This window comes from Paraburkholderia sp. (assembly GCF_028283785.1).
GTDB lineage: Bacteria > Pseudomonadota > Gammaproteobacteria > Burkholderiales > Burkholderiaceae > Paraburkholderia.
This window is the reverse complement of record NZ_JAPWKB010000014.1, coordinates 100,879-125,303: the sequence shown is the minus strand read 5'-3', so window position 1 is coordinate 125,303 and position 24,425 is coordinate 100,879. Positions and strand designations below refer to the sequence as shown.

Here is a 24,425-nt window from a genome sequence, read left to right as displayed (position 1 = left end):
GCGTTCGGAGACAGGGGAACCGGCATGGGCCGGCGCGTTGCCGGTTGCGCTGGCCGCGTCGGCGGCGTTGCCGTTACCGGGGGAAGACGTTGTCACAATCGGGGCCCTCACAGGCAAAGCCATCAAGTTGGATGCGGAATGTGACACAGGCCCCCATTATAGGCACGGCGGGGTACGCGCGGCCAGGCGATCCGGCCGTGCGCAAACACCAGCAAACCGCACGCCTGCCGATGGGCTGCGCGCGCTGGGCGATCGTCACGCAACGCGCCTACAATGACGGTTTCGAAGATTTAACGAGGGAGAAACCATGACGACTGTGACGACCGAATCCGGCCTCAAATACGAAGAGCTGACCGAAGGCACCGGCGCTGAAGCGCAAGCGGGCAAGACGGTGAGCGTCCACTACACCGGCTGGCTGACCGACGGCCAGAAGTTCGATTCCAGCAAGGACCGCAATGATCCGTTCGCCTTCGTGCTGGGCGGCGGCATGGTCATCAAGGGTTGGGACGAAGGCGTGCAGGGCATGAAAGTGGGCGGCGTGCGCCGTCTGACGATTCCGCCGCAACTCGGTTACGGCGTGCGCGGCGCGGGTGGCGTGATTCCGCCGAACGCGACACTGGTATTCGAAGTGGAACTGCTGGACGTTTAAGTCCGGACGCGCGCGGGATCGCATTGGCGGGCCCGTGTGCAAATGTCTTATGACCATCGATCATCACCCCGCCGTCACGGCGCCCTGTGTTGCCTTGCGTCGCTACGGCGCCGTCGAGGCGACAGATGTGCACGACTTCCATCAGGTCGTGCTGGGTCTCGACGGTGCGATGGTGATGACCGTGGACGGAATTGGCCAGCAGATCGATGCAGGGTCCGCGTGGCTGATTCCGGCTGGCGCGCGGCACGATTACGCGGGGTTGGGCGACAACCGGCAACTGGTGCTGGATTTGCCGGCGACATCGGTGGCGGTGCCTGAGCGGCTGTTCGATCGGGCGCGGGCGGTGAGTGTGGACCCGGCCGTCACGCAACTGGTTCAGCGCATTGCTGCGCGGGCGGGTGGCGATACTGCGAGCGCTGGATTTGCAGGAATTGCTGGAGGCGCCATGCGGCGCTTTCATTGGGATGCGGCAGCGCGTTTGTGCGCGGCTATTCTTGCCGATGACCGATCGACTTCGAGCGCTGCGACGAACGGCGTCGGGCTCGATTTTGCGCGGATCGACCGATGGATGCGGGCGCATCTGTCCGAGCCGCTTCGAATCGCCGATCTCGCCGCGCATTGCGGTTTCGGGATGCGGCGCTTTCACCAGTTATTCAACGATGCATTCGGTGAGACTCCCGGCCGGTATTTGCAGCGGCTTCGGCTCGATGTGGCGGTGACTTTGCTTGCTGATCGGAAGTTGTCGTTGAGCGAGGTCGCGCTTGAGGTTGGGTTTGGGGATCAGAGTGCGTTTAATCATGCTTTTACCAGGCGGTTTGGGGTGGCGCCTGGGGGATGGAGGGGGGAGTAGTTGTTTTTGGTTGTTCTGGCTTTGCCTGCGTTGGCTTGGTTTTACGCTGGTTTGGTTGGTTTTGCTCGGTTGTCCCGGTTTCGCGGTGGTTTGCCTGGTTTTGCTTGGTTGTCCCGGTTTCGCGGTGGTCTGCCAAGATCGTCCCTGTGCGGGACCGCACCTACTTTTCTTTGCTCGCGCAAAGAAAAGTAGGCAAAAGAAAGCGCGTTTACCTCGCGCTTCGTAGCGAGTGGCGTCTAGTATTTTTCGGGTAGTGGACCGCGCACGTTTTGAGTTGCCGGTCCGTTTTTCCCGGTGGTCCGCACCCGCACATCCCGCCCGCTGCGCGGCGGTAGCCCACTTCAAAACCCCGTTTGCGCCACGCCCTTTGGCCGCATCTTCGACGGTTCCAGCGTTCGGCCCGAAGCCGGGTTTGCGCCGCGGCGTTCGCCCGCTTTCACGACCGTTCCCGCGCCCGACTCAACACCCCGTTTGCGCCACGGAGTTCACCCACCTTCACGATGGTTTCGACGTTAAGCCTGGCCTGGAATTTTGCGCGCGAAACCAGACCGGCGCATGCCAGGAAAGTGGGTTTTGTGGCCGACGGAGTGCAGCGCGCGAATGGCGCCAAGAGAAAAAGACGGGGCTGTGCCCGTCGGCTGTCGCGGAGCGAACAGCCGGAACGAATGACTGCCTCGCCACCAAGTCAGGCGGTGCGACAACTCAAATCGTGCGCGGACCACTACCCGTTCCGGAAGGACGCCACTCGCTACGAAGTGTCGGTGTAAACGCGCTTTCTTTTGCCTACTTTTCTTTGCGCGAGCAAAGAAAAGTAGGTGCGGTCCCGCACAGGGACGATCCAGGCAAACCACCGCGAAAACAGGACGCGCACGCCACGCCAAGAGCAACCAAACCAACACCATGCGAACCGGAAAACGCACCCGGTCCCGCACAGGGACGATCCAGGCAAACCGACGCGAAAACAGGCCGCGCACGCCAGCGTAAGACCGACCAAACCAGCGCAAAAACAGGCCACGCACGATGAGCCAGAGCAACGACCCTAAAACCAAAAAGCAAAACCAGAACCTTTACAAACCCCGCCCCAAATCCCCCCGAATATCCGCAGGATCCTCCAACCCAATTGCCAACCGCAACAACGCCTCGGTAATCCCCGCTGCGGCCCGCGCCTCAGCCGTCACCCGCAAATGCGTAGTCGTAGCCGGATGCGTAATCGTCGTCCGCGTATCGCCGACGTTCGCCGTGATCGAACAGATCTTCGTCCCGTCGATCACCTTCCACGCGTTCGCACGCTGCTCTTCCGGCGTGTCGCCCTTCACCTCGAACGACACCACCGCGCCACCCGACGTCTGCTGACGCTTCGCAATCGCATACTGCGGATGCGACTCCAGCCACGGGTAATACACCCGCTTCACGGCCGGATGCGCCTCCAGCCAGCGCGCGACTTCCAGTGCATTCTCCGACTGCTTGTTCACGCGCAACGACAACGTCTCCATGCCCTTGAGCAACACCCACGCGTTGAACGCGGACAAGGTCGGACCGGCGCTTCGCACGAACGGAAACACCTTCTCCATGATGAATTTCTTCGAGCCGACCAGCGCGCCACCCAACACACGACCCTGACCATCGAGGAACTTCGTCGCCGAATGCATCACGACGTCAGCGCCCAACTTCAACGGCTTCTGCATCACCGGACTGCCGAAACTGTTGTCCACCACGAACAGCGCATTGAACGACTTCGCGATCCGGCCAACGGCTTCGATGTCCGCCACTTCCGTCATCGGATTCGACGGCGTTTCGAGGAAGAACATCTTCGTCTCCGGACGAACGGCGCTCTTCCACGCGTCGAGATCCGTCGCGTCGACGAAGGTCGTGGTGATGCCGAAACGCGTCAGGATGTTCGAGAACATGCCCAGCGTCGAACCGAACAGACTCCGCGAACTGACCAGATGGTCGCCCGCCTGCATCGCCGCCATGATCACCGCCAGAATCGCGCTCATCCCCGATGCGGTCGCCATGCACGCCTCGCCGCCTTCGAGCGCGGCAAGACGATCCTGAAACATCGAGACCGTCGGATTCGTGAAGCGCGAGTACGTGTAATAGTCCTCGGAATTGGCGAAACGCTCGGCCGCTTCCGCTGCACTGCCGAAGCAAAAGCTCGACGTGAGAAAGAGCGCTTCCGAATGCTCGTTGAGGTCGCTGCGCAGCGTGCCCGAGCGGACTGCCAGCGTGTCGAAGTTCAGAGAGTCGTCCATGTTCTGTGTTGTTCCGTGGTCCGTTATGCCGTGTCTATCAACGTGTCTACTCACGTAAGTGCGCCGTCTTCCGTTCGCCGGCGATGCGTCATGACGCAGAGTGCCGTGCGTTCGCAACTGCGTCCGTCACGTTTGCGACGGCAACAAAAAAGCCCGCTTTGCGTCGGCATAAGCGGGCTTTTCATGCGGGGAAAGCTTTGAGCGGCGGTAGTGTGCCGAAGCGTCACCACCATTCGCTTTAGCTGTTTTGGGTTGCCCCGCGTCCGCAAGCTGAGTTCAAATCGACGCAAGCCATCATGCTATCACGCGTGGCGCTTCGCGTGCAGTGCCACTCCACGCCACCCGTTTCCGCTACGTCCACCGCAGCTTCACGCGTCGTTCACTCGACCGACAATTGCAGATGCAACTGCGAGCGTGCAATGCCACCGGCATCGAGCGCTTCGCTCGCCGCGTCGCGGTCCGATTGCGCGGACGGTGCGAGACGCGCCGATTCGATGTGATCGAGGTACTCGGTCGTGATGTCGCCGGTGATGTAGTTGCCGTCGAAACACGATGCTTCGAACTCGCCCAGTTCCGGATTGATGTCGCGCACGGCTTGCTTCAACGCGTCGACGTCCTGATAAACGAGATAATCAGCGCCGATCATGCTCGCCACTTCTTCGTCCGTACGACCGTGAGCGACCAGCTCGCCGCGCGTCGGCATGTCGATGCCGTAGACGTTCGGGAACTTCACCGGCGGCGCGGCGGACGCGAAGATCACCTTGTTCGCGCCGGCATCGCGCGCCATCTGCACGATTTCATGCGACGTGGTGCCACGCACGATCGAATCGTCGACGATCAACACGTTCTTGCCCTTGAACTCGATACCCATCGCGTTCAGCTTCTGACGCACCGACTTCTTGCGCACAGCCTGGCCCGGCATGATGAAGGTGCGGCCCACATAACGGTTCTTGAAGAAGCCTTCACGATATTCGACGCCCAGCTTTTTCGCGACCTGCATGGCCGCGGGACGCGACGAATCGGGAATCGGCATCACGACGTCGATCGCGACGTCCGGCAATTCGCGCTTGATCTTCTCGGCGAGGTAGTCGCCCATCCGCAGACGCGCGTTGTAGACCGGCACGCCGTCGAGGATCGAGTCCGGACGCGCGAGGTATACGAGTTCGAAAATGCACGGGTTCAGGCTCGGGTTTTCCGCGCATTGCTGCGAGTGGAAGTTGCCTTCGAGGTCGATGAGGATCGCTTCGCCCGGCATCACGTTGCGCACGAACTCGAAACCGATCCCTTCGATCGCCACCGATTCCGACGCCACCATCCATTCGGTGCCCGACGCGGTTTCCTGCTTGCCGATACACAACGGACGAATGCCGAACGGGTCGCGGAACGCCAGCAAGCCGTAACCGGCGATCAGCGAAACGATCGCGTACGAGCCGCGCACGCGGCGATGCACGCCGGAAACAGCCTTGAACAATGCGTTCGGATCGAGTTGCAGGCCCGAGCTCGACAGTTGCAGTTCGTGCGCGAACACGTTCAGCATGACTTCGGTGTCGGAGTTCGTGTTGATGTGGCGGCGATCGACGCGGAACATCTCGTCTTTCAGTTGCTGCCAGTTGGTCAGGTTGCCGTTGTGCGCGAGGATGATGCCGAACGGCGCGTTCACGTAGAACGGCTGGGCTTCTTCTTCGCTCGACGCCGAACCGGCCGTCGGATAACGCACCTGGCCGATGCCGCTGGTGCCGGGCAGGCTCCGCATGTTGCGCGTGCGGAACACGTCGCGCACCATGCCGTTGGCCTTGTGCATGTGGAAATTGCTGCCGTTCGCGGTTGCGATGCCGGCTGCGTCCTGACCGCGGTGCTGCAGCAGCAGCAAGCTGTCATAGATCAGCTGATTGACGGGGGTTTGCGAAACTACGCCTACGATGCCGCACATGGCATGTCCTTCAAAGGTACGAAATTCGATACGGCGGCCGGTGCCTGGGGAAGCATCCGGTGTGCGCCGGTGTCCTGCATGCGCCTTCGATTGCCCGCCTTATCGTCACACACGGACGTAGGCAGCGAGCGTCTCAGGCAGCAGCGGTTTCAGTTCGTGCACGCCTTCGACCGCGTAAGGCCGCAGCAAGGCGTTGCGCCAGAATTCCTGCTGGGGCAGTTCGGTCAAGCCTGCGAAGGCGACCAGAACCAGCACCAGCACGACCCCGCGTACGAGGCCGAACATCAGGCCGAGCGAGCGATCGACACCGCCGAGGCCGCTGACCTGGACCAGCCGGCTCAGCAGCGCATTCGCCACGCTTGCCACCAGCACCACGCCGACGGCGATCAGCACGAAAGCGATCAGCCATTGCGTCAGCGCGCCGCCCGGCCAATGGTCCGGAATGTACGGCACGACGCGCCCGACGAAGCGGCACGCGATCAGAAACGCCGCGATCCAGCCAATCAGCCCGAATACCTCGGACAAAAACCCGCGCCACGTGCCCCGCAGCGCCGACAAACCGATAACCGCCATTACAGCGTAGTCGAATGCAGTGAACATCGCTGGCTTACTGTGCCGCGCTGTTCGCGCCCGACGTCAGCCCGGCCTCGCGAACCTTCGCGATCGCCGCCGCGGCTTGCGCCCGGTCGGCGAATGGTCCGGCGCGCAATAGCGTTTGCGTCGTGCCGTCCGCCGACCTCCTGTGTTCGGTATATGCGGGTACTCCGGCTGCTTTCAACCGCGTCGCCCAGGTTCGTGCGTTCGCTTCGTCCGGGAACACGCCGAGTTGCACCGCGAAACGGCTACCCGGCGGCGACGCGGGCGAACCGGAATCGGCGTCGGGCGAAGTCTGGGCGGTGCTTTGAGCGGGCGTGGGCGCCGGTTTGGCGGACTTGGTGTCGGCTTTGACGTCAGGCCTCGCCGCCGGTTTCACCGATGCGACCGTCTGGTTCGACGAATTCGATGCCGTCGCGGACGATGCCGGCGCTTTGCCCGGCTTCGCGGCTGCAGCTGCAGCGGCATTGGCCGATGTCTGTGCGGTTTGCGTCGGTTGCGTGGGCTTTGCGGCGGTGTTGGCCGTAGCCGAAGCCGATGCGGCTGGCGCGGCTTCCGGCGCGGCGGGATTGTCGGGAGCGACGCCGGCTTGCGCGTCGTCATTGTCTGCGGCGGCGACCTTCGGTGCCGGGCGGCTCGGGATATCGATCGCGATGTCGTCGGTGACGGGCTTCGGATGCGAATCGAGCACCATCGGCAGCACGATCACCGCGGCGATCACCAGTGCAATCGCACCGACCAGCCGGCGACGGGCGCGCTGTTTTTCCGGGAGCGTGGGGTCGAGCAGCATCGCATCGGCGTCCGCCGTCCGCTCCGTGCGGCGCGGTCGGCGTTCGACACGCTCGGTACGGACATTCCGCGACGTGCGGGTATTGGCGCCACGCCGGGTAGGCGTATCGTCGTCTTTCTTGCCGAACGAGAAAATTCCCATGAATGGCTTAGCGGCCGCGCGTTCAGTGTTGCTGCGATTTACGGTAGGAAATGACCCCTGCTACCGTATAGAAACTTCCGAAGACCACGATTCTATCATTCTCCGACGCCCGTTCGAGCGCGTCTTTGAATGCGTCGGCGGGCGACGCGAAGCGGGTCACGGTGCTGTCGGCGGTCTGTTCGACTCCGGCTTCACGCAAAGCCGCTTCGAGATCGACGGCCGATGCGGCGCGCGGCGTGGGCAGATCGGTCACGCACCAGTGATCGACTTCGCCCTTCAGATGTTCGAGAACGCCGGCAATATCCTTGTCCGCCATCGCGCCGAAAACCGCGTACGTATAAGGAAAATAGCCCATGTTGCCGAGATTTTGCGTCAACACGGCAGCGGCGTGCGGATTGTGTCCGACGTCCAGCACGATTGCCGGTTTGCCCGGCAACACCTGGAAGCGGCCCGGCAGTTCGACGTTCGCCAGCCCGAGGCGAATATCCTGCGCCGACACGGGCAAGCGGTCGCGCATCGCTTCGAGCGCGGCCAGCGCGGCCGACGTGTTGATCAGCTGATTCGCGCCGCGCAGCGCCGGATAAGCCAGCGCAGACCGGCGCATGTTCCGTCCGACGTAGCTCCATTGCTGCCGCTCACTGCCCGCTTGTCCCTCGTAGCGGAAATCGCGGCCGAACAGCCACAAGTCAGCGCCGATTTTTTCGGCGTGATCGATCAGCGATTGCGGCGCGACGGGATCGGCGCAGATTGCGGGTCGATCTGCACGGAAAATGCCGGCTTTCTCGTAGGCGATTTTTTCGCGCGTGTCGCCGAGATAATCCGTGTGGTCGATGTCGATGCTGGTGACGATCGCACAATCGGCGTCGAGAATATTGACCGCGTCGAGACGTCCGCCGAGACCCACTTCGAAGATAACGGCATCAAGACCACGAGATGCAAACAGATGCATGATCGCAAGCGTCGTGAACTCGAAATACGTTAACGAAACCGGTTCGGCGAAACTGTTGCGCGCCGTTTCCACCGCATCGAAGTGCGGCAGCAACTCGTCGTCGGTCGCGTTCGCGCCATTGATCCGCGCGCGCTCGTTGAATGCGAGCAGATGCGGCGACATATGACAGCCGACCGTATAACCGGCGCGCAGCAGGATCGTTTCGAGAATCGCGCAGGTCGAGCCCTTGCCGTTCGTTCCGCCGACCGTGAAGATCGGGCACGTGAACGACAGTTGCAGCGCATCGCGCACCTTGCCGATACGGGTGAGCCCCATGTCGATACCGACCGGATGCGCGGATTCGAGATGCGTGAGCCACGCGTCGAGGGTGGGAAGTGAGGTCATCGGATGAATCGGTAGGCGTGTGGCGACGAATGCGGGTTATTCAACTGCGGCGCGCGGACCGGCTTGAGTCCGGACACCGGCAAGCGAGACCGAGATTATCGCGGAAATGACAACGCGCCGCTTGAAGTGAATCTCGCGGCGCGTTTTTTGTGGCTGGCCCGGTTGCCAGTGGCGAGACCGACAGGCGTTTGGAATGACGGCCGGACCCGCGTTGCGGCAGTGACGCGGACGCGCGTTAAGCGACGGCGTCGGCCGGCAGGTGCGTCAGAAGCGCCATCAACTGGGCGATTTCTTCGCGCATCCTGCGACGATCGATGATCATGTCGATCGCGCCCTTCTGCATCAGGAATTCGGCGCGCTGGAAACCTTCCGGCAGTTTTTCGCGAACCGTCTGTTCGATCACGCGCGGGCCGGCAAAGCCGATCAGCGCCTTCGGTTCCGCGATCACGACGTCGCCGAGGAACGCGAAACTCGCCGATACGCCGCCCATCGTCGGGTCGGTCAGCACGGAGATAAACGGCAGCTTGGCTTCCGCGAGCTTGGTCAGCATGGCCGTGGTCTTGGCCATCTGCATCAGCGAAAGCAGGCTTTCCTGCATCCGCGCGCCGCCCGAAGCGGTGAAGCAGATGAACGGCACTTTCTGTTCGAGCGCGTTTTGCGCGCCGCGCGCGAAACGCTCGCCGACCACCGAGCCCATCGAGCCGCCCATAAACGAAAACTCGAAATTCGCGACGACCACCGGCAGCGTGCAGATTGCGCCGCCCATCACGACCATCGCGTCGGTCTCGTCCGTATCTTCCATCGCTTCCTTGATACGGTCCGGGTACTTACGGCTGTCCTTGAACTTCAGCGCGTCGACCGGCACGATTTCCTGACCGATCTCGTAACGGCCTTCCGGATCGAGCAGGCTGTCCAGACGTTCCCGCGCGCCGATCCGCATGTGGTGATCGCACTTCGGGCAGACGTGCAGATTCGCCTCGACGTCGTTGCGGTACAACACCGCTTCGCACGACGGGCATTTGATCCACAGGCCTTCCGGAATGCCCTTGCGGCTTTTCGGATCGGTTTGCTTGATTTTCGGCGGCAACAGCTTGTCGAGCCAGCTCATGATATTTCCTTCTGAATGTCGTCAGCACGCAAAGACGGCGGGAAAATTCCCCGCCGCGCAGCGTACAGCAGACAAAAAATGACAGTTATCGGGCAGGCGCGGCAATGCTGTCCAGCGCCTCGCGCACTTCGGCGACGAAGCGCGTCAGCGACTCGGCGGCCTCGCCCGGCGCGGCCTTTTCGAGCAATTGCACGATCCGGCTGCCGATCACCACAGCGTCCGACACCTCGCCCACCGCACGCGCCGTTCCAGCATCCCGGATGCCAAAACCGACGCCCACGGGCAGCGGGACGCGCGACTTGATGGCCGGGATTTTACCTGCGATGTTGGAAACGTCCAGATTTGCGGCGCCGGTAACACCTTTCAGCGACACGTAGTACACATAACCGCTGGCAATTTTCCCGACTTCGGCAATGCGTTCGTCGGTCGACGTGGGTGCGAGCAGGAAGATCGGATCGATGCCCGACGATCGCATCTGTTCCGCGAAGTTGACCGACTCTTCCGGCGGGTAATCGACCACCAGCAGGCCGTCCACGCCAGCGTCCTTGGCTGCGGCGGCGAACGCTTCGGCGCCCATCCGTTCAATCGGATTGGCATAACCCATCAGCACGACCGGGGTCATGTCGTTGGTTTCGCGAAACTGCTTCACATCGGCCAGCACACGACGCAGCGACACACCCTTCGCCAACGCGCGTTCCGACGACGCCTGAATCACCGGGCCATCGGCCATCGGATCCGAAAACGGCACGCCGAGTTCGATCACGTCCGCGCCGCCCTTCGCCAGCGCGTGCATGAATTCGACCGTGCGCGCCGGGTCCGGATCGCCGGCCGTCATGAACGGAATCAGCCCTTTCTTGCCTTGAGCGGCGAGTGCCGCGAATGTGTTCTTGATACGAGACATGGTTGTATTCCCGATTTTCGTTACTGCGCGGCGCGGCGCGCATCGCGCACCCGCATTCGCGCGTCGATGACGCGTCGCTTAAGACTCGACCGCTGTCAGCGGATCGGACTGTGCCGCACTCGCTGACGAAACAGCAGCCACTGCAACCGGCAGCGAACTGACGCGTTCTCGCGCTATCGCGCAGTAACTTTCATTGATTTCATAGCCGACGAATTCGCGCTGCTGACGCGCGCAAGCGACTGCGGTCGTGCCGCTACCCATAAACGGGTCGAGCACACGACCGCCGGGCGGACAACTCGCGAGCACCATCCGCTCGACGATCTCCAACGGCTTCTGGGTGGGGTGATCGACGCGTTCCGCGTGTTGGCGGTGCAATCGGGACACGGACCAGACGTCCTTTGGGTTGTAGCCCATTTCCAGCCACTTGCTGCCTTCGAACAACTTCCGCGAACGCGCCTTCTTCGTGGCAGCATCGTACGGGATGCGGACGGGATCGAGATCGAAGTAATAGTCTTTCGATACCGCGAAAAAGCCGATGTTGTCATGCACGGACGTAAAGCGGCGAACCGTGCCGCCCATGCTAGGCACGCGTCGGTCCCAGATGATCTCGTTGATCATCGTCAGGTGGCTCTTCAGAAACACGAAGATTTCCGGCGCGTACTGCCACGTGCAGAAGATGTACAGCGAACCCGAGGGCTTCAGCTTCGGAATGGCCAACTCCAGCCAGCTACGCGTCCACGCGAGAAAATCGTCGCCGGAACGCATATCGGAGTTGTTGCCGTAGTCTTTGCCCAAGCCATACGGCGGATCGGCGACGATCAGGTCGATCGATCCGTCAGGCAAATTCACTGCATCGGTCAGAAAATCGCGGTTCAACAGCCGAATGCCGGCCGGCACTTGTCCGACTGTGGACACTGCCGGCACGGCGGCCTCACCGGCCGAAGCCGGATTGGAATCGAGGGTGGATTGCGGCTCATCGAACTCGTCACGCATCGTCGCGGCGCTCAGAACGTAATGCCCGATCGCTCAGCGACCGTATGCATGTCCTTGTCGCCCCGGCCCGACAGATTGACCAGTAGCACCTTGTCTTTCGGCAAGGTCGGCGCGAGCTTGGCGGCGTACGCGAGCGCGTGGCTCGACTCCAGCGCGGGAATGATGCCCTCGATCCGGCAGCAGTCGTGGAACGCCTTCAGCGCTTCTTCGTCGGTGATGCCGACGTATTGCGCGCGGCCGCTGTCCTTCAGCCATGCGTGTTCCGGACCGACGCCCGGATAGTCGAGGCCGGCGGATATCGAATGCGTTTCGATGATCTGACCGTTTTCGTCCTGCAGCAGATACGTACGATTGCCGTGCAGAACGCCCGGACTGCCGCCCGTCAACGACGCCGCGTGACGACCCGTATCGATGCCATCGCCAGCCGCTTCGACGCCGATCAACTGCACCGATTTGTCTTCGATATACGGGTAAAAGATGCCCATCGCGTTCGAACCGCCGCCCACGCACGCAATCACGGCGTCAGGCTGGCGACCCACCAGTTCTGGCATCTGCACGATGCACTCGTCGCCGATCACGCGCTGGAAATCGCGGACCATCATCGGATACGGATGCGGGCCCGCCACCGTGCCGATAATGTAGAACGTGTTTTCGACGTTCGTCACCCAGTCGCGCATCGCTTCGTTGAGCGCGTCTTTCAGCGTCTTCGAACCGGATTCCACCGGCACCACGGTCGCGCCCAGCAGCTTCATCCGGTACACGTTCGCGGCCTGACGGCGCACGTCTTCCGAGCCCATGTAGACCACGCATTCCATCCCGAAACGCGCGGCGATCGTCGCGGTCGCGACGCCGTGCTGACCCGCGCCGGTCTCGGCGATCACGCGCGGCTTGCCCATGCGCTTCGCGAGCAAGGCCTGGCCGATCACGTTGTTCACCTTGTGCGCGCCGGTGTGATTCAAGTCTTCTCGCTTCAGAAAGACCTGCGCGCCGCCGAGCATTTCGCTCCAGCGTTGGGCGTGATAAATCGGGGACGGGCGACCGACGAAGTACTTCAATTCGCGCTGATATTCGGCGATGAAGTCGGGGTCGACAGAGTATTTCTCGTACGCGGCTTTCAGCTCGTCAATAGCCTGAACCAGCGTTTCGGCGACGAACACGCCGCCATATTGGCCAAAGTGGCCACGTTCATCGGGTAAGTTGTACATACATCACTCTTCTCAGTATGCCGCGCCGCCTCGGTCGAAGCAGCGCCTGCTGAATCACTCGGCGTCCGCTGCGCGCACTGCGCGAACGAACGCTGCCATCCGGGCGTAATCCTTCACGCCTCGGGCGCCCTGTACCTCGATGCCGCTTGAGACATCGACCGCATAAGGGCGCACATGACGGATCGCGTCATTGACGTTTTGCGCGTTCAACCCACCACTCAAAACGGCCCGACGCGCGAGCTCTGCTGGAATAAGTGACCAATCGAAAACCTTCCCGCCGCCGCCATAGCCTTCGACATGGGTGTCGAACAGAAGACCGCTGGCAGCTGAATAGTTAAGTGCCGATTCTAACAAATCGGCTTGCTGAGTATCAGGTCCTACGCGCAATGCACGCAACCAAGGCAAACCCGCAACCGCCGCGAGCGATTCGCATTGCGCAGCGGTTTCGTCGCCGTGGAATTGCAGCAGGCTCAACGGCACTTCTCCGACGACTTCGCGGATCAATTCCGGCGTCGCATTGACGAATAATCCTACGACCGACACGAACGGCGGCAAGCCACGCGTCAATTCCCGCGCGCGGGCGACATCGACGGCGCGCGGGCTCGGCGGATAGAACACGAGGCCGATCGCGTCGGCGCCGAGATCGACCGCCTGCGCGACGTCGTCGGGTTTGGACAGGCCGCACAGCTTGATGCGGGTGCGATGCAGCGCGGCGATGTCGCCGGCGTCGGAGTTCGGCTGATTCATGTTGACTGCGCGTCGGTGTCGAGGTCGTTCCAGACCGTGCTCCACGGCACGCTATTGAGCTGCGCCGCAGGCACGTCGAATTCAGCAGGATAAGCCACCTGCGCCAGATACAGCCCGTCGGGCATAAACGTCGGCGCAGCGTGGGTGCGGTTGCGTCCGGCCAGGATTTCAGCCATCCAGTCGACCGGATGACGTCCGCGTCCGATTGCGACCAGGCATCCCATCAGATTGCGCACCATGTGATGTAGGAATGCGTTCGCGCGAAACCGGAAATGGACGAAGTCGCCCTGTTGCCGCACGTCGATCTGGTACATATGTTTGACCGGCGTTTTCGCCTGACATTCAGACGAACGGAACGCCGAAAAATCGTGCACGCCGATCAGCATTGCCGCGGCCGCGCGCATTGCGTCGACGTCGAGCGGCGTGTGGATCCAGCCGACGCGCCCGTCCAGCATCGGCGAGCGCACCGGATGAACGTACAGCGCGTAGTAATAGGTCCGCTCGAACGCCGAAAACCGCGCGTGAAACGGCTCGGGCATCGGCTTGGCCCATTGCACGGCGATGGTTCTCGGCAGGAACGCATTTGTGCCGCGCACCCACGAAAAGTCCGTGCGATCCAGTTCCGTGTCGAAATGGACGACCTGACCGAGCCCGTGAACGCCGGTATCCGTGCGCCCCGCGACCACCGTATGCAGCGGCGTCAGCGCAAATTCGCGCAGCGCGCGTTCGAGCTCGTCCTGCACCGTCTTGCCGTGCGGCTGTGACTGCCAACCGCAAAATGCCGTGCCGTCGTACTGAATGCCGAGTGCAATCCTTCGCATCACGACAGCGGCGCGAGCGTCGACAACAGCGTGCGCGCTTCGGCGCGAGCCGCGGGATCGTTCGATTCCATCACTTCGTTGATCAACGCGCGCGCGCCCGCGAGATCGCCGAGTTCGATGTATTCAGCGGCCAGATCGAGCTTGTTGCGTGCAATTTGCGCGAGGTCTTGCGACGTGAACGCGGGCACCGGTTGCACGGGACTAGCCGGCAACTCGAGATCGAAATCAAGGTTCAGCGCGCCGAAGCGGCCCGCGCCCAAACCCGCGACCGCGCCGGAACCGGCGGTGCCGGCTTCGATCTGCTGCCCGACATGACCGGGTGCGGCATCATCGTCGTGAAGCGGGACGGCTTGCTGCGCAGTGGATTCCGGCGATGCCACCGGCTGCGTCGCCAGCGATGCGGGCGACGTCATCCCGGCTGCGTGTTCGGCGCGCGGCGGCAAGCCCATATCGAGACCGCCGAACGCTGCGACCGCGTCACGCGGAAATTCGGTCGCGGCGGATTCCGCGCGCGCCGGTTCGGGCGCGAGGACCGGCGCGACGGGTTCGTGCGACTCGTACTGCGGCGTTTCGCCGATACCGGGCTCGATCGACGCCGAGGTATGCAGCGGCGATTGCGTCGGATCGTAACCGCCGGGCATCGGCTGGCCGTACGGGTTAGGCGCTTGCGACACAGCGTCGTCATGCGACACGACATCGGCGGCCGCGCCTTCATTCACGGCCGGCGACGGTTCGTCGTCGGCATAGGCGTGGGGTTCGGGCTGGAATTGCGTCGGCGGAAGCGCGTCGGCGCCGAGTTCGGCGGCGGCGGCAAGACCCGCCGCGCCGCTTGCTGCGGCAAAGGCTTCGGGAACGTGGACGTGAGGTGCTTCGTATTCAGTTGCGGAGTGCATTGCAGGTGATTCATGCGCGGCCGCGTCGGACGCGGACCGCTGCGGGACAAAAGCGAACCCGGACGCGTGTTCCGGGCTCGTGTGAGCAGCGTGTTCTGATGTTGCGCGAGCCTGTGCTTCACGCGCTGCGTGCTCGCGCGCGGCTTCGGCGCGGTTGTGTTCTTCACGCGCGGCGGCTTCCCGGGCGGTCGCTTCGCGCTCTGCTTCGAGACGTGCCGCTTCTGCACGCTCTGCTTCCTGGCGTGCGGCTTCTGCGCGTTCTGCTTCAATACGCGCGGCTTCTGCACGCTCGGCTTCAACGCGTGCGGCTTCTGCCCGTTCTGCTTCCAGACGCTCCGCTTCCGCGCGTTCCGCCTCAAGACGTGCAGCCTCCACGCGCTCCGCCTCGGCCCGCGCCGCCTCTTCTCGCGCCTGCGCTTCGCGCGCGGCTTGCTCACGCGCCGCCTGCTCGCGGACTGCGGCTTCACGCGCCGCTTCGGCAAGACGCTCGGCTTCGATGCGCTCGGCTTCCAGACGCGCAACCTCCGCGCGTGCCGCCTCCTCGCGAGCCTGCGCTTCGCGCGCGGCCTGTTCACGTGCGGCAGTTTCACGCTCGGCCTGCTCACGTGCCGCTTCCGCGACCCGGGCAGCTTCGATACGCTCGGCCTCGATACGCGCCGCCTCGGCGCGTGCAGCTTCTTCTCGCGCCGCCGCGTCACGCGCGGCCTGTTCGCGTTCGGCAGCTTCGCGTTCGGCCTTCTCACGTGCGACTTCGGCAACACGCTCGGCTTCGATACGCGCCGCCTCGATGCGCGCCGCTTCCTCGCGAGCGAGCGCCTCACGTGCGGCCTGCTCGCGCGCCGCTGCGTCACGGGCGGCCTGTTCACGCCCGGCGGTTTCCCGTGCGGCTTTCTCGCGACTCGCCGCTTCGGCTGCGGCGGCTTCCTCGCGCGCACGGGCGTCACGTGCAGCCTGCTCACGCGCCGCGGCTTCACGCGCTTCAGCCGCCTCGCGAATGTGTGCTTCACGGGCCGCCGCTTCCTTCGCGGCCGCGTCTCTCGCCGCCGCTTCCTTCGCAGCCACATCACGCGCGGCCGCCTCGCGCGCCTGCGCGACCGCTAACGCCGCCGCGGCTTCGCGCGTGCGCACGTCGTCGAGGACTTCGGTATTGACTGCATCGGGACTGACCGACATATCCACGATCTCGCCTTCCGGCGTCACGACCGGCGACGACGCCAGCACGCGCTCGTGTTCCGCCGCCTCTGCTGCGCGCTTACGACGACGCGACGTGAACGCGGTCAGCAACGCAGCCAATGCCGCAAGCACGACGGCCGCGATGCCCAAACCTGTTTGCGTGACACCGCCGCTCGCCGTGGACGGCTTGACGTTAGTGCTCATGGCCGACGGCGACGCGGATGTAGCCGCCGCATGCGACGCGGCATCGCCGGACACGGCACCCGAAGCGGGACCAACCGCCGAATTCGGCGTTTGCGCGACAGGCGTCGATGTTGCGCTGCCATGCGTCGTGGCCGATCCGCCGATGCCGTGTTTCTGCAACTCCATCAGCACGCGATTTTTCAGTGCGAGAAGTTGCTGAAGGCTCGACACCTGCGCGGGCGCGCTGGCCGCGGACTTCGGCGCGGACTGCGTGGATGCGGCGGCCATCGACGGAACAGCCGGAATAGCGGCCGACGCGGTTGCCGCATCGGTCGACGACGCTTCGCTCGCCGATGCATCCGATGCGCCGCCCGACGCAGACGCCGCGACATTCGGCGACGCCTGGATCGCGCCCGACCACTCGTGCGTGGCGCTGGTCGGCGCGGCCGACGTAGCGCTCGCCGCGTGCGACGTCGGCAGCGCTGCAGCCGGAGCGGTGGAGGTGGTGTTCTGTGCGGTTTGCGGCGCGGGCGTCGTGGGCGTGGTCGCCGCCGCCGTGGTGGCTGCGACCGTCGCGGCCGTCGTAGCGGCGGCGGTTGCAGCGGGTGCATTCGACACGGCCGGCGCACTCGCGCCCGTTGCCGTCGTCGTCGTTGCTGTCGTCGCGGCAGCGGCGCTGCCTGCGTTCGCGCTGGCCGCTGTGTCCGTCGGTGGCACGATCACGTTACCGGCCGCATCCATCGGCGGCACGTTCAGCACCGATCCAACCTTCAGACGACTCGGATCGTTCTTCGCGAACGCGTTCGGATTCGCCGCGAACAGCGCGTGGGTCGCGCGGGCCAACGTGGCCTTGTCGTGCGATTGCGTCAGCTCGATCGCCACGTCGTTAAGCGACTGACCGGCATGAACGGCATACGTCTGAACATGCGTGACCGGCGTCGTGCTTTGCGCCGCGTTTTGCGTCGTCACCTGAGCGCTGCCGATCGCCGCATTTTGCGCCGTCGCGGGCGTGGTGATCGGCGATGCGATCGGCGCGATCGGACCATGTGCGGCGTTCGCGGGTGCAGCCGCGTGCGCGCCGTGGATCGACCCGATGGCGCTCCATGCGATCACGATCGCAGACGCGATTCGCGTCACGCGATGACGCGGTGTCGAACTAGCCTGAAGGGATACGAGTCGATTGGTCATTGGGACTCCTGGCGCAATAGCGCGCAGCCCTTGTTTTAGGTTGGATGGAGAAGAATTCGTCGACCGACAATAAAAAAGCGCCGCGCGAGCGCGACGCTTTTCAATTTCCTACGCGTCGCAACCGCGTAGTTTACTTTATTACATTACTTGTCGAGCAGAATGCGCAGCATCCGACGCAACGGCTCAGCTGCGCCCCACAACAGTTGATCGCCGACCGTGAATGCAGACAGATATTCGCCGCCCATTGCCAGCTTGCGCAGACGACCGACCGGCACCGTCAGCGTGCCCGTCACAACCGACGGCGACAGATCGCGGATCGACGCTTCGCGTTCGTTCGGTACGACCTTGACCCAGTCGTTCGCCGACGCGAGGATGCCGTTGATTTCGTCGAGCGGCACGTCTTTGTTCAGCTTGATGGTCAATGCCTGCGAGTGGCAACGCATTGCGCCGATACGCACGCACAGGCCGTCGACCGGGATCGAACCCGGCTGGCCCATTGCCGGCTTGCCGAGGATCTTGTTGGTTTCCGCGCCGCCCTTCCACTCTTCCTTCGACATACCGTTGCCGAGGTCTTTGTCGATCCACGGAATCAGCGAGCCGGCGAGCGGCACGCCGAAGTTGTCGGTCGGCATGCGGTCGCTGTTCATCGCGGCCAGCACGCGGCGGTCGATATCGAGAATGGCGGACGACGGATCGGCCAGGTCTTCCTTCGCCGAACCGTACAACGTGCCCATCTGTTGCAGCAGTTCGCGCATGTTTTGCGCGCCCGCGCCCGATGCGGCCTGATACGTCATGGCCGTCATCCAGTCGACGAGGTTTTCGCGGAACAGGCCGCCCAGCGCCATCAACATCAGGCTGACGGTGCAATTGCCACCGATGAAATTCTTCTGACCTTTGACCAGCGCGTCCTTGATGACGTCGAGGTTGACCGGGTCGAGGATGATGACCGCGTCATCCTTCATGCGCAGCGACGACGCCGCGTCGATCCAGTAACCGTTCCAGCCCGCAGCGCGCAGCTTCGGGAACACGTCGTTCGTGTAGTCGCCGCCCTGGCACGAGATGATCGCGTCGCACTTCTTCAGGTCGTCGATGCTTGTCGCATCTTTGAGCTTGGTCTCGTTTTTGGCGAACGACGGCGCGTTGCCGCCCGCGTTGCTGGTGCTGAAAAACACCGGTTCGATCAGATCGAAATCGCCTTCCTGCTGCATGCGTTGCATCAGGACGCTGCCGACCATGCCGCGCCAACCTACGAGACCTACGTTCATGACTTCATACCCTTCGAGTGGAAACTTCCCCGCATCTTTGCCCGCAGTGACCGCGCGGGGAAGATGGGCGGGCACGACGGACGATCAGCGCTTCGTGATCGTTTTCGGGGTAATCGTTTTGATGGTAATGGCGAGCTCAACCACACGGCGCGTTGTGCCGTGGGCTTGACCTTTAATGGTCGAAATCGAGGAGATTTGAGATATCTGCGCCATCACACCAATATACACGAAAACCAGATTCTGGCGGCGTCTGCACCGCTTTTGACGCGAATCGGCAGGTTTTCCGCCGATTCGTGCACTTTTGTGAAAGGCGGCCGGACCTTTTCGAGGAACGGAACGGCTTGCCTTTTATTCCTGCGAGCCGCTTAAAGTGCTGCGACCACCGCATCGCCCATTGCGACCGTGCCGACCTGCTTGCACCCCGGCGTGAGGATGTCGCCGGTGCGGAAACCTTGCTCCAGCACTTTTTTCACCGCGCTTTCGATACGGTCGGCCTGATCGGCCTTGCCCAACGAATAACGCAGCATCATCGCCGCCGACAGGATCGTGGCCAGCGGATTCGCGACGCCCTTGCCGGCGATATCCGGCGCGGAGCCGTGCGACGGCTCGTACAAGCCCTTGTTGTTCTTGTCGAGCGAAGCCGACGGCAGCATGCCGATCGAGCCCGTCAGCATCGCCGCTTCGTCCGACAGAATGTCGCCGAACATATTGCCGGTGACGATCACGTCGAACGACTTCGGCGCCTTCACCAGTTGCATGGCCGCGTTGTCGACATACATGTGCGACAGCTCGACGTCAGCGTATTCCTTCGACACATCGATCATGATGTCTTTCCAGAATTGCGACGTTTCCAGCACATTGGCTTTATCCACCGACGTCAGTTTCTTGCCGCGCTTTTGCGCTGCCTGAAACGCGACGTGCGCGATACGGCGCACTTCCGGCTCCGAATAACGCATCGTGTCGAAGCCTTCCTTCGCGCCCGCGAACAGGCCGTCCGGCGCTTCGCGCACACCGCGCGGCTGGCCGAAATAAATATCGCCGTTCAATTCGCGCACGATCAGGATGTCGAGACCCGACACGATTTCCGGCTTCAGCGACGACGCGCCCGTCAGTTCCGGATAGCAGATTGCCGGACGGAAGTTCGCGAACAGTTGCAGATGCTTGCGCAGACCCAGAATGGCCTGTTCCGGGCGCAATGCGCGTTCGAGCGAGTCGTATTTCCAGTCGCCGACCGCGCCGAACAGGATTGCATCGGCCTCTTTGGCCAGCGCGAGCGTGGCGTCCGGCAGCGGATGACCGCTCGCTTCGTAGCCCGCACCGCCAACCGGCGCTTCTTCGAGTTCGAACTTCTCGCCAAGCACGTTCAGAACCTTGACGGCTTCCTTGACGATTTCGGGACCAATGCCGTCGCCCGGCAACACTGCGATCTTCATGCGAATTCCTTGTTTGTTATCTGCGATTCCGGGCCCGGCGTGGACCCCGAGCGGGCCCACTGACCCGGCTCCCCGATTACCCGACGATGCGGTGACCCAGCCACGGCTGCTTCGCGAGACGCTCGGCTTCGAACTGGCGGATCTTGTCGGCGTGACGCAGCGTCAAACCGATATCGTCGAAGCCGTTCAGCAGGCAGTACTTGCGGAAACCGGCTACGTCGAACGGATATTCGGCGCCGCCGTCGGTGGTGCGCACCACTTGCGCTTCGAGATCGACCGTCAACTGGAAGCCGCCGAACGCATACGTCTCGTTGAACAGATGGTCGACCTGCTGCTCGGTCAGCACGATGGGCAGCACGCCGTTCTTGAAGCAGTTGTTGTAGAAAATATCGGCGAAACTGGGCGCGATCAGCGCGCGAAAACCGTATTGCTGCAACGCCCACGGTGCGTGCTCGCGCGAGCTGCCGCAACCGAAGTTCTTGCGCGCCAGCAGCACCGATGCGCCCTGATAACGCGGCTGGTTCAGCACGAAATCCGGATTCAGCGGACGCTGCGAGTTGTCCTGACCCGGCTCGCCGTGATCCAGATAACGCCATTCGTCGAATGCGTTCGGACCGAAACCCGTTCGCTTGATCGACTTCAGAAACTGCTTCGGGATGATCGCGTCCGTGTCGACGTTCTCGCGATCGAGCGGCGCCACGACGCCGGTATGTACGATGAATTTATCCATGACGCTTGCGCCTCTTAAATCCGGCCGCGCGCTACCTGACGAGCTGCGCGACCGGCACAATCGAAAACCGCTTATTTGTCAGCGTGGCTGCTGATCGAATTGCCGAGGTGCGACATATCCTCGCCGAATCCGTGCACCGTGTTGCAGCCGGCGAGACCGAGCAGTAGCCCGGCCAGCGCGCCAAGCGCGAAGCGACGCAGTAACGTAGTCCGACCCATGCTGTTCCTCATACGCGTTCTCAATTAACCCAGTTTCCGGATATCGACGAAATGCCCTTCGATGGCAGCAGCCGCCGCCATGGCCGGGCTGACCAGATGCGTGCGACCGCCCGCGCCCTGACGGCCTTCGAAGTTACGGTTCGACGTGGACGCGCAGCGCTCGCCCGGATCGAGCCGGTCGGAGTTCATCGCGAGGCACATCGAGCAACCCGGCTCGCGCCATTCGAAACCGGCGTCGGTGAAGACCTTGTCGAGGCCTTCGCGTTCGGCTTGCGCCTTCACGAGGCCCGAGCCCGGCACGACCATCGCCAGACGGATGTTCGGCGCGACGCGGCGGCCCAGCTTCTTCACGACATACGCGGCGGCGCGGATATCTTCGATACGCGCGTTCGTGCACGAGCCGATGAAAATCTTGTCCGGCTTGATCGAGTCGATGGACTGGTTCGGTTCCAGCGCCATGTATTGCAGCGCGCGTTCCATCGCGTTGCGCTTGACCGGATCTTTTTCGCGTTCCGGATCCGGCACGCGACCGTCGACGGCCGTGACCATTTCCGGCGACGTGCCCCACGTCACTTGCGGCACGATCTCAGCGGCATTCAACTCGACGACGCGATCGAATTGCGCGCCTTCGTCTGTCGTGAACTGCTTCCAGTACTCGACCGCGTGATCCCACTCGACGCCTTCCGGCGAGAACGGGCGGCCCTTCAGATACTCGACCGTGGTGTCGTCCACCGCGACCATGCCGGCGCGCGCGCCCGCTTCGATCGCCATGTTGCAGACCGTCATGCGGCCTTCCATGGACAGTGCGCGAATGGTCGAACCGCCGAACTCGATGGCGTAACCCGTGCCGCCCGCCGTGCCGATCTTGCCGATGATGGCCAGCACGATGTCTTTCGCGGTGCAGCCGCGCGGCAACGGACCTTCGACCTTCACCAGCATGTTCTTGCTCTTCTTTTGCAAGAGCGTTTGGGTGGCCAGCACGTGCTCGACTTCCGACGTGCCGATGCCGTGCGCCAGCGCGCCGAACGCGCCGTGCGTGGACGTGTGCGAGTCGCCGCAGACGATCGTCATGCCCGGCAGCGTCGCGCCCTGCTCCGGCCCGATGATGTGCACGATGCCCTGACGCAGATCGTTCATCTTGAACTGCGTGATGCCGTACGAATCGCAATTGGCGTCCAGCGTGTCCACCTGCAGCTTCGAGATGGGGTCGGCGATGCCGTGCGTGCGATCCGTGGTGGGCACGTTGTGGTCGGACACGGCCAGATTCGCGCTGATCCGCCACACCGGACGCTGCGCCAGCTTCAGGCCTTCGAACGCCTGCGGGCTGGTGACTTCGTGCAGCAGGTGACGGTCGATATAGAGGATCGTCGTGCCGTCGTCTTCGGTGTGGACCACGTGGGTGTTCCACAATTTGTCGTAGAGAGTCTGTGCCATGATTTGCGGGGAATAGTATTAACTTCGGGCCAGTCGTGTTCGTCGATTATGCCACGCAGATCACGGATTTTCCTTAGGTTTTGCCCGGAAAACCGATAAAAAACAGGGAGTTGGGTGGTAGTGCCGATACCTGTATCGGCGTTACCCGGAAAGCGTTTTTTGCATGTAAACGGTCACCGGCAACGCTCGCGGATCACGTCCGCGCACAAACAAAAACGCCCCGACGATCAACCCGTCGGGGCGTTTTTTTTTACGGAATCAACGTCAGCGCGCGTGAGCGCGCTTCGCCGTTCAACGTTGGTCGAGCGGCTTTGCCTGACGCGACGTGTCGCCGATGAACAGCTGACGCGGACGGCCAATCTTCTGTTCCGGATCCGCGATCATTTCGTTCCACTGTGCAATCCAGCCGACCGTACGTGCCATCGCGAAGATACACGTGAACATTGCCGTCGGGATGCCCAGCGCGCGCTGAACGATGCCCGAGTAGAAGTCGACGTTCGGGTACAGCTTGCGCGACACGAAGTATTCGTCTTCCAGCGCGATCTTTTCCAGTGCCATGGCCAGCTTGAACAGCGGGTCGTCGTGCAGGCCCAGTTCTTCCAGCACTTCGTGGCAGGTTTCGCGCATCAGCTTCGCACGCGGATCGTAGTTCTTGTAGACGCGGTGACCGAAGCCCATCAGCTTCACGCCCGAGTTCTTGTCCTTCACCTGCTTGATGAACTCAGGAATGTTGTCGACCGAGCCGATTTCTTCCAGCATGTTCAGTGCGGCTTCGTTCGCACCGCCGTGCGCCGGGCCCCACAGGCAGGCGATACCGGCTGCGATACATGCGAACGGGTTTGCGCCCGACGAACCGGCCAGACGAACCGTCGACGTCGATGCGTTCTGTTCGTGGTCGGCGTGCAGGATCAGGATACGGTCGAGTGCGCGCACCAGAACGTCGTTGACCTTGTACTCTTCGCACGGGTTCGAGAACATCATGTGCATGAAGTTCGCGCTGTACGACAGCTCGTTCTTCGGATACACGAACGGTTGACCGATGCTGTACTTGTACGCCATCGCCACCAGCGTCGGCAGCTTCGCGATCATGCGGATGGCCGACACTTCACGGTGACGCGGATTGTTGATGTCCAGCGAGTCGTGATAGAACGCCGACAGCGCGCCGACTGCGGCCACCAGAATGGCCATCGGGTGCGCGTCACGGCGGAAACCGCGGAAGAAGAAGTGCATCTGCTCGTGCACCATCGTGTGCTTCGTGACGGTTTCGACGAACTCTTCCTTCTGCACTGCCGTCGGCAGTTCGCCCTTCAGCAGCAGGTAGCACGACTCCAGGAAGTCGGCGTTTTCAGCGAGATTGTCGATCGGATAACCGCGATACAGCAGCTCGCCCTTATCGCCGTCGATGTACGTGATCGCCGAGTTACACGCCGCCGTCGACATAAAGCCCGGGTCGTACGTGAACTTGCCGGTCTGACCGTACAGTTTGCGAATGTCGATCACGTCCGGGCCGAGTGTGCCCTTGTAGATCGGCATTTCAACGCTCGGCGAATTGTCGCTGAACGATAGCGTGGCTTTAACATCTGACGGGGTCATA

Annotated in this window: 20 protein-coding genes; 2 read left to right on the top strand and 18 right to left on the bottom strand. The window is 62.8% G+C overall.

What is annotated here, in order from left to right; translation table 11 throughout:
* Positions 1-307 precede the first annotated feature (307 nt).
* Together PW947_RS16595 and PW947_RS16590 are read left to right on the top strand one after the other, a co-directional pair.
* A complete protein-coding gene (locus tag PW947_RS16595) occupies positions 308-649 on the top strand; it encodes an FKBP-type peptidyl-prolyl cis-trans isomerase (protein WP_299633438.1) in 342 nt (113 codons plus the stop codon).
* A gap of 49 nt (positions 650-698) precedes the next feature.
* On the top strand, positions 699-1,499 hold the full coding sequence (locus tag PW947_RS16590) for an AraC family transcriptional regulator (RefSeq protein ID WP_299633437.1): 801 nt from the start codon (positions 699-701) through the stop codon (positions 1,497-1,499).
* A gap of 1,067 nt (positions 1,500-2,566) precedes the next feature.
* On the opposite strand, the gene PW947_RS16585 is transcribed toward PW947_RS16590, so the two are convergent.
* The 18 genes from PW947_RS16585 to gltA form a co-directional block, all read right to left on the bottom strand.
* Complete coding sequence (locus PW947_RS16585) at positions 2,567-3,751, bottom strand: O-succinylhomoserine sulfhydrylase (protein ID WP_299633436.1); 1,185 nt, start codon at positions 3,749-3,751, stop codon at positions 2,567-2,569.
* A 379-nt stretch (positions 3,752-4,130) separates the two neighbouring features.
* Positions 4,131-5,681 carry an amidophosphoribosyltransferase gene (purF, locus tag PW947_RS16580; protein ID WP_299633435.1) on the bottom strand — a complete coding sequence of 517 codons (1,551 nt, stop codon included), beginning with the start codon at positions 5,679-5,681 and terminating at the stop codon, positions 4,131-4,133.
* Positions 5,682-5,786: 105 nt separating this feature from the next.
* Positions 5,787-6,281, bottom strand: coding sequence for a CvpA family protein (locus PW947_RS16575; protein WP_299633434.1), 495 nt, complete (start codon positions 6,279-6,281; stop codon positions 5,787-5,789).
* A 7-nt stretch (positions 6,282-6,288) separates the two neighbouring features.
* On the bottom strand, positions 6,289-7,206 hold the full coding sequence (locus tag PW947_RS16570) for an SPOR domain-containing protein (RefSeq protein ID WP_299633433.1): 918 nt from the start codon (positions 7,204-7,206) through the stop codon (positions 6,289-6,291).
* Positions 7,207-7,228: 22 nt separating this feature from the next.
* On the bottom strand, positions 7,229-8,539 hold the full coding sequence (folC, locus tag PW947_RS16565; protein WP_299633432.1) for a bifunctional tetrahydrofolate synthase/dihydrofolate synthase: 1,311 nt from the start codon (positions 8,537-8,539) through the stop codon (positions 7,229-7,231).
* Positions 8,540-8,774: 235 nt separating this feature from the next.
* Positions 8,775-9,647, bottom strand: coding sequence for an acetyl-CoA carboxylase, carboxyltransferase subunit beta (gene accD / locus PW947_RS16560; RefSeq protein WP_299633431.1), 873 nt, complete (start codon positions 9,645-9,647; stop codon positions 8,775-8,777).
* Positions 9,648-9,732: 85 nt separating this feature from the next.
* Positions 9,733-10,548, bottom strand: coding sequence for a tryptophan synthase subunit alpha (trpA, locus tag PW947_RS16555; protein ID WP_299633430.1), 816 nt, complete (start codon positions 10,546-10,548; stop codon positions 9,733-9,735).
* Between the two features lie 78 nt (positions 10,549-10,626).
* On the bottom strand, positions 10,627-11,541 hold the full coding sequence (locus PW947_RS16550; RefSeq protein WP_299633429.1) for a site-specific DNA-methyltransferase: 915 nt from the start codon (positions 11,539-11,541) through the stop codon (positions 10,627-10,629).
* A gap of 11 nt (positions 11,542-11,552) precedes the next feature.
* Positions 11,553-12,746, bottom strand: coding sequence for a tryptophan synthase subunit beta (trpB, locus tag PW947_RS16545; protein ID WP_299633428.1), 1,194 nt, complete (start codon positions 12,744-12,746; stop codon positions 11,553-11,555).
* Positions 12,747-12,800: 54 nt separating this feature from the next.
* A complete protein-coding gene (locus PW947_RS16540) occupies positions 12,801-13,493 on the bottom strand; it encodes a phosphoribosylanthranilate isomerase (RefSeq protein WP_299633427.1) in 693 nt (230 codons plus the stop codon).
* Entirely contained in the window at positions 13,490-14,314 is an 825-nt protein-coding gene (gene truA / locus PW947_RS16535) for a tRNA pseudouridine(38-40) synthase TruA (RefSeq protein WP_299633426.1), read from the bottom strand. Before truA ends, PW947_RS16540 begins: the two co-directional genes overlap by 4 nt.
* Positions 14,314-17,751, bottom strand: coding sequence for a hypothetical protein (locus PW947_RS16530; RefSeq protein WP_299633425.1), 3,438 nt, complete (start codon positions 17,749-17,751; stop codon positions 14,314-14,316). Before PW947_RS16530 ends, truA begins: the two co-directional genes overlap by 1 nt.
* A 143-nt stretch (positions 17,752-17,894) precedes the next feature.
* Positions 17,895-19,016, bottom strand: a complete 1,122-nt coding sequence (gene asd, locus PW947_RS16525; protein ID WP_299633424.1) for an aspartate-semialdehyde dehydrogenase — start codon at positions 19,014-19,016, stop codon at positions 17,895-17,897.
* A 365-nt stretch (positions 19,017-19,381) separates the two neighbouring features.
* Positions 19,382-20,449, bottom strand: coding sequence for a 3-isopropylmalate dehydrogenase (leuB, locus tag PW947_RS16520; RefSeq protein ID WP_299633423.1), 1,068 nt, complete (start codon positions 20,447-20,449; stop codon positions 19,382-19,384).
* A 76-nt stretch (positions 20,450-20,525) separates the two neighbouring features.
* Positions 20,526-21,179, bottom strand: coding sequence for a 3-isopropylmalate dehydratase small subunit (gene leuD / locus PW947_RS16515; protein ID WP_299633422.1), 654 nt, complete (start codon positions 21,177-21,179; stop codon positions 20,526-20,528).
* A 71-nt stretch (positions 21,180-21,250) separates the two neighbouring features.
* Positions 21,251-21,397 (bottom strand): entericidin, encoded by a 147-nt coding sequence (locus tag PW947_RS16510; RefSeq protein WP_299633421.1) that lies wholly within the window; start codon positions 21,395-21,397, stop codon positions 21,251-21,253.
* Between the two features lie 24 nt (positions 21,398-21,421).
* Entirely contained in the window at positions 21,422-22,831 is a 1,410-nt protein-coding gene (gene leuC / locus PW947_RS16505) for a 3-isopropylmalate dehydratase large subunit (protein ID WP_299633420.1), read from the bottom strand.
* Positions 22,832-23,122: 291 nt separating this feature from the next.
* Positions 23,123-24,424: a citrate synthase gene (gene gltA / locus PW947_RS16500; protein ID WP_299633419.1), complete on the bottom strand. Its 1,302-nt coding sequence runs from the start codon at positions 24,422-24,424 to the stop codon at positions 23,123-23,125.
* Position 24,425: the final 1 nt, after the last annotated feature.